Source organism: Paraburkholderia xenovorans (assembly GCF_046030735.1).
GTDB classification, from domain to species: Bacteria; Pseudomonadota; Gammaproteobacteria; order Burkholderiales; family Burkholderiaceae; genus Paraburkholderia; species Paraburkholderia xenovorans_A.
The window spans coordinates 149873-155945 of the sequence record NZ_JAQQBV010000017.1 but is presented as its reverse complement, the minus strand read 5'-3'; the positions used below and the strand labels follow the sequence as shown (position 1 = coordinate 155945).

At 60.2% G+C, this 6073-nt stretch carries 4 protein-coding genes; 2 read left to right on the top strand and 2 right to left on the bottom strand.

Annotated elements, in window-relative coordinates:
* Positions 1 to 87 precede the first annotated feature (87 nt).
* Positions 88 to 1104, top strand: a complete 1017-nt coding sequence (locus PQQ51_RS18865; protein WP_408498310.1) for a hypothetical protein — start codon at positions 88 to 90, stop codon at positions 1102 to 1104.
* Positions 1105 to 1319: 215 nt separating this feature from the next.
* On the opposite strand, the gene PQQ51_RS18860 is transcribed toward PQQ51_RS18865, so the two are convergent.
* On the bottom strand, positions 1320 to 3452 hold the full coding sequence (locus PQQ51_RS18860; RefSeq protein WP_408498309.1) for a phosphocholine-specific phospholipase C: 2133 nt from the start codon (positions 3450 to 3452) through the stop codon (positions 1320 to 1322).
* A 60-nt stretch (positions 3453 to 3512) separates the two neighbouring features.
* Positions 3513 to 3809 (bottom strand): hypothetical protein, encoded by a 297-nt coding sequence (locus PQQ51_RS18855; protein WP_408498308.1) that lies wholly within the window; start codon positions 3807 to 3809, stop codon positions 3513 to 3515.
* A 209-nt stretch (positions 3810 to 4018) separates the two neighbouring features.
* Here PQQ51_RS18855 and glgX point away from each other — a divergent pair, with 209 nt between their 5' ends.
* Complete coding sequence (gene glgX, locus PQQ51_RS18850) at positions 4019 to 6028, top strand: glycogen debranching enzyme GlgX (protein ID WP_408498307.1); 2010 nt, start codon at positions 4019 to 4021, stop codon at positions 6026 to 6028.
* Positions 6029 to 6073: the final 45 nt, after the last annotated feature.

Genomic DNA, 6073 nt, shown 5'->3' with positions numbered 1-6073 from the left:
TGTGACGACTCCATTGCGCAGATTGAGCGACGGGCCACTTCGAGCGTGTGTTCAATACGCATTTGAACCGTAAGGCAAGGAGTGGTGATGAGCAACTCTACAAGCGTGGGCAGGTCTTCCAGCCCTGAACCTGTAGCGCTGTCAATAGAGCAAAGAACTGAACCGGATGTTCAAAAAAATCGACCGGCAAGTCAAAGCAAAGAACTGAAGCGAGGGGGACTACTGGCGGAATTGCCCCTGAAGAGGGAAATTTCGCCGCTCGCCTCGGGAACGGCAAGCTTGAAGCGTAGATTGCCTGATGACGTCCTTCGTATTGTTGCATCGCATAGCAGTGCAACCGACGTGAAAAAGCTTGCCCTGCTGGACAGGCAAAGCAACCAGGCCTTGCAGCCTGAAATCGGAAGTCTCCGCCTGACAGCACGCATATCAAATGCGGCATCGCTCAATTTCTCCGACGTCGAGGCCTACCTAAGCGAATGCCTGAGCCTTGGTCCAAAGTTTGCGGCGCCATGTATAAAGACACTTGGAGAAAAGTTAGGCTCCGTTAAAGATACCGACCGTGATGCTGCTTTCGCTGCGTTCGAAGGGGCTATCGGTTCTCTTCAAAAGATGTATCAGGACGAACCTCGAACTGCGCTGACGAGTGCAGCACAAGCAAAGTACAGCATTTCGGTCAACAGTTTCAAGGCAGAACATGCGGTATTGAGAGGTGAAATGACGCCCGACAAGGCGGCAAAAGAATTTTCCATTACGGATCCAAAAGTTCTGAGCCGGTTGGAAAGTCTCGCAACCAATCCTCTCGGTCATTCCGTCGAATTAAGAGAAGAGCAAAGCAGATCGCGAAGCCAGGTCGCCACGACTGTTCAGTTGTTTAAAGCATTGCAGCCCGCGCACGCTGACAGGCTCACGGATGAGGCTGTCGACAGCCTTATTCAAGCCGTAACGAATAAGCGAATCGGGCAGCCGATGGCTGCGGACACACCCGGGGCAGAAAGGGTGCGCTCATTTGAGTCGTTCCTTGATGTTCTGCAGACGTTCAAGAATACTCAGGACGTATCACACCTTCCGGCGTTGAACGCAACGCTACTAGGCTGTTTTCCGTAACATCGCGGTGGGATGTCGTTGATCAGAAGGCAACGGGGGCGCGCAGGAGACTCAACTGCGCGTCGATCGTCGTGCACTTGCCATTACACCGTTCCTACTTCCTTCCAACCAGATACGTCACACCCTTCGGCCCATACTGCAGCGATGCTGCGGGCCTCGATCGCGCGACCCACTGCCGCAGTCACCCAACCGAAGCCCACCACTCCAATCACCCGTTAATTGACCACCAATACCGGCGCGACCGCTGCCGGATCGCTGATACTCGGCCGGCCATTCTCGACGTGCCCAGCCAGACGCCGCGAGAAACTCGGATCATCGTTGCTCGTTACCGTCAGGTCGTACCAATGATGGCTCGAAGCCAGCACCCACGCCTCCTCGATATTCACGCCGGCCGGCACGAACACCGGACGCACCCGCGCGCCATACGCGTTGTCCGTCACCGTCAAGCGCGCGAAGCCGCCGCCCTTGTTGCTGAACTTCACGAACACGTTGCCATTGGCCACGTCGTATTGCACTTTGATCTCGGGCTGCGCGGGCTTCTGGTGACCCTGCGAGGCCACAGCCTGCTGAGTGTTCCCCGCGAACTTGCGCACGAAACCGTTCGGACCAAACACTTCGAACGCGTACACGCCGTTCGTGGTTGTCAGATCGAAGGTCTCGCTGAGCGACTTGCCCGCTTCGACCGTATAACGCCACGGGCCGTCTGTGCGGTTCGTCGAGTACACGTAGAAATGCGCGCCTTGATCGCCAGTGTTGGCGAGTGCGATTTCGAACGTGTTTTTCTTCGCATCGGCATGACCGTTCACGTGCAGCTCATACGGCAATGCGCGCGCGAAACGGATGCCGCTTTCCTGCGGGTCGATCGCGCCGGGCGTCGCCGGGACAGTCGGCTTCGGCTGCGTCGCGCACTGGTTGTCGGCGATGCTCTTGTAGTTGCTCGTATCCGGCAGCGGCGGCACTTTCGAATCCGGCGTGCGGAAGTCGAATGCCGTGGTCAGATCGCCGCACACCGCACGGCGCCATGCAGTGATGTTCGGCTCCTGCACGCCAAAGCGCGTTTCAATGAAGCGGATCACCGACGTGTGATCGAACACCTGCGAGCAGACAAAGCCGCCCTTGGTCCACGGCGACACGATCGTCATCGGCACGCGCGGGCCGAGGCCGTACGGCAGGCCGTCGGCGGTGTAGCTGCCGCCACGCGCGGGATTGACCACGTTGTGGATTTCGCCGTGGGTGCTGACCGTCGACTGGCCTTGTGCGGGTGTCGTTGCCGGTTGCGGCGGCACCATGTGATCGAAGAAGCCGTCGTTCTCGTCGTACATGATGAACAGCACGGTCTTGCTCCACACTTCGGGATTCGACGTCAACGCGTCGAGAATCTGCGACGTGTATTCCGCGCCGTATGCGGGCGTATAGCTCGGGTGCTCGGAGTAAGCAGCCGGCGGACACAGCCACGACACTTGCGGCAACTTGTTCGCGAGCACATCGGCCTTCAGGTCGTCGATCGTGCGCACGGTTTGCGCGCGCTCGTACAGCGGCGAGCCCGGCTGCGCGTTGATGAAGTTCGTGAAGTTCTGCAGGATGTTGGTGCCGTAGTTGCCGTTCAGCGGATCGGAACCGGTCAGGCCTTGCTGATAAATCTGCCACGAAATGCCCGCGGCCTGAAGGCGTTCCGGATACGTGGTCCACGAGAGCAACTGATAGTTCGGCGGACCGTCGCCGTCGACGAAATCGTTGTTGTCGAGCAGCGGGCCGCCGAGCGTGCCGCTCGGATCGACCATACCCGTCATCAGATACGAGCGGTTCGGGTGAGTCGGTCCCGGCAGCGAGCAGAAGTACGCATCGCAGACGGTGAACGCGTCGGCCAGTGCATAGTGGAACGGAATATCGCTACGCAGGTGATAGCCCATCGTCATGTCGGTCTTGTTCGCGGGCCACTGGTCGTAGCGGCCGCCGTCGATTGCGGCGTGGGTCTTGTACCAGGTGTGGTCCAGATCGCCTACGCATTGTGCGCTGGTGGTGGACGTGTCCAGATGGAACGGCAGCACCGGCTTGGTCGGATCTTCCTTCGACGGTTGATACCACACCGGCTTGCCGTTCGGCAGCGGAATCGGGAAGCGGTCGTTGTAGCCACGTACGCCGCGCATATGGCCGAGGTAGTGGTCGAACGAGCGGTTTTCCTGCATGAACACGACGATGTGCTCGACGTCGCGGATCGTGCCGGTGCGTGAAAACGCGGGAACGGCGAGCGCATTGCGGATCGACTCGGGCAGAGCCGTCAACGCGGCGGCAGCGCCGGCGGATGAAGCGACAGTCTGCAGGAAACGGCGACGGCTAGTTGATGTCATCGAATATCACCTTCTGCGGGGGAGGAAGAATAGCGCGCTTCGCGCACCGGTGGAGTCAGGTCAGTTGCTGGCGCTGCCGTTGTCGCCCGGCGCGTAGTGCATGACGGGCGCGATTTGCTGGTTGTCCGCGGCGAGACTCGCTTGCATGTTCTGCGTGATCGCGTCGGATGCGGCGGCCGGGTCGGCAGCGAGCGGCGCGGATGCGTCGAGTGTCGGAGCGGCGGCGGGCGCAACTTCGTTATGGGCCACGCTCGACGACGAAGACGTCGACGCGGAGTCGTCTGCGCCACAGCCGGCCAGCGCTAAAGTTGCGAGTGCAAGTAGCCACGCACGAACGAGTTGAGTGTCTCTTCTCATGGCTGCATCCATTTTTGTGGGGGCGCGTGCAGTCTCTATTTCTTTCGAGAAATAATTGTGAAACGTTTGCGCGAAAAAATCCCCAACGAAATGTCGGTTAATCGAAAGGCGAAAGAAAGCGATAGGCAGGAAAATGGTCACGGTAACGCCACGCGCCTGAAGTCCAGGCACACCGAACTATTTGCTGTTTGCATAACATCGGTAAGTTCATGACACGCATCGACAGACAGAGCGGTAATCTTTTCGACTCCACCCGTTTCGAAGATGAATGGCTCGAAGCGGACGGCTTCGGCGGTTTTGCATCGGGCACGGTTGGTACGCTGCGCACGCGTCGTTATCACGCGCTGTTGCTCAGCGCGACGCGCGCGCCGGGTGGGCGCATGGTGCTCGTCAACGGTGTGGAAGCGTGGCTCGAAGTGAACGGCAAGCGGTATCCGCTGAGCATGCAACGGTATGTGCCGGACGTCGTCTATCCGGATCTGAGTGCGAGTCTGGTCAGCTTCGATAGCGAACCCTGGCCGACATGGCGTGTGCAGATCGAACCGCTTATCGCGGTAGTGAGCGAAGTATTCGTGAGCAAGGGGACGTGTGAGACGGTATTGCGTTGGCGTCTGGAATCGGATCAGGCGAGTGCGGCTAGGCAAGCGTTCACGCTGAAGATCAGGCCGTTGCTGTCCGGCCGCGATTATCACGCGCTGCATCACGAGAATCCCGCGTTCAACTTCAATGCGCAAACGAGCGGCGACGAGTCGTGCGTGAGTTGGCAACCGTATGGCGACGTGCCGGTCATTCACGCCGTGACGAACGGCGCGTACACCCATGCGCCTGACTGGTATCGGAACTTCTGCTACGTGCGCGAGCAGGAACGTGGCCTCGATTTCAGCGAAGATCTCGCTACGCCCGGCGTGTTCAGCTTCGATCTGGGCGCTGCGGAGGCGGTGATGATTCTCAGCGCTAAACCAACCGCTGATGCTTCGTCTGCCACAACACACGCAGCGGACCTCGCCCGCCTCGAACAACAACGTCGCAGCGCGCTCGGCTCACGTCTCCAACGTTCTGCCGATGCCTACGTCGTCGCGCGTAACGTCGGGCGTACGATCCTCGCGGGCTTTCCGTGGTTCACCGATTGGGGCCGCGATACCTTCATCGCAATGCGCGGCTTGCTGATCGCATCGGGTCGACTCGATGACGCCGAAGCGATCCTGCTCGAATGGTCCGGCACGCTGTCCGAAGGCATGCTGCCGAACCGCTTTCCCGACTACGGCGACACGCCGGAATTCAATTCTGTCGACGCCTCGTTGTGGTTCATCGTCGCCGTGCACGATTACCTCGCGACGGGTCACGCAAGCGCCGGGACGCGCACGCGTTTGCAGCAGGCTGTCGAAGCGATTCTCACGGGTTATACGAACGGCACGCGTTTCAACATCAGGATGTCGTCGCAAGACGGTCTGTTGGACGCCGGCACACCCGGCGTCCAACTCACATGGATGGACGCGAAAGTCGGCGACTGGGTCGTCACGCCGCGCATCGGCAAACCGGTCGAAGTTCAGGCGTTGTGGATCAACGCATTGCGCATTGCAGCAACGTGGAGTCCGCAATGGCACGCGGCGGCCGAGCGCGCGTTGCAAGCGTTTCGTCAACGCTTCATCGATCCGGCCACGCAAGCGCTATTCGATAACGTCGACGTGGATTTCGTCGAAGGCTCGATCGACCGTGCCATCCGTCCGAACCAGATTTTCGCGGTGGGCGGTTTGCCGTTTCCGTTGCTCGAAGGCGCAGCGGCGCGCGCGGTGGTCGAGCAGGTCGAAGCGCAGTTGCTCACCCCGCTTGGCTTGCGAACGCTCGCGCCGTCCGATCCGTCTTATCGCGGACGTTACGCAGGCTCTCCGTTGGCGCGCGACGGCGCCTATCATCAAGGCACTGTCTGGCCATGGCTGCTGGGTCCTTTTATCGAAGCCTGGCTGCGGGTTCATAGCGCTGAAGCTGAAGCTGACGCTGACGCACAAACAACCGTCCCCGGCATCCGCACACACATCCAATCCCGCTTCCTCGATCCGCTCTACGCGCATCTGGACCACGCCGGCCTCGACCACCTGTCCGAAATCGCCGACGGCGACGCGCCGCATGCGCCGGCCGGCACGCCGTTTCAGGCGTGGTCGCTTGGTGAATTGCTGCGCGTGGAGCGGCTGCTTGCCGGGTTAGAGCCCACGGCCACCTAAACCGCGCTAGGATGTGAGTCCCGTCGCCAAGCCTGATGCAAGGAC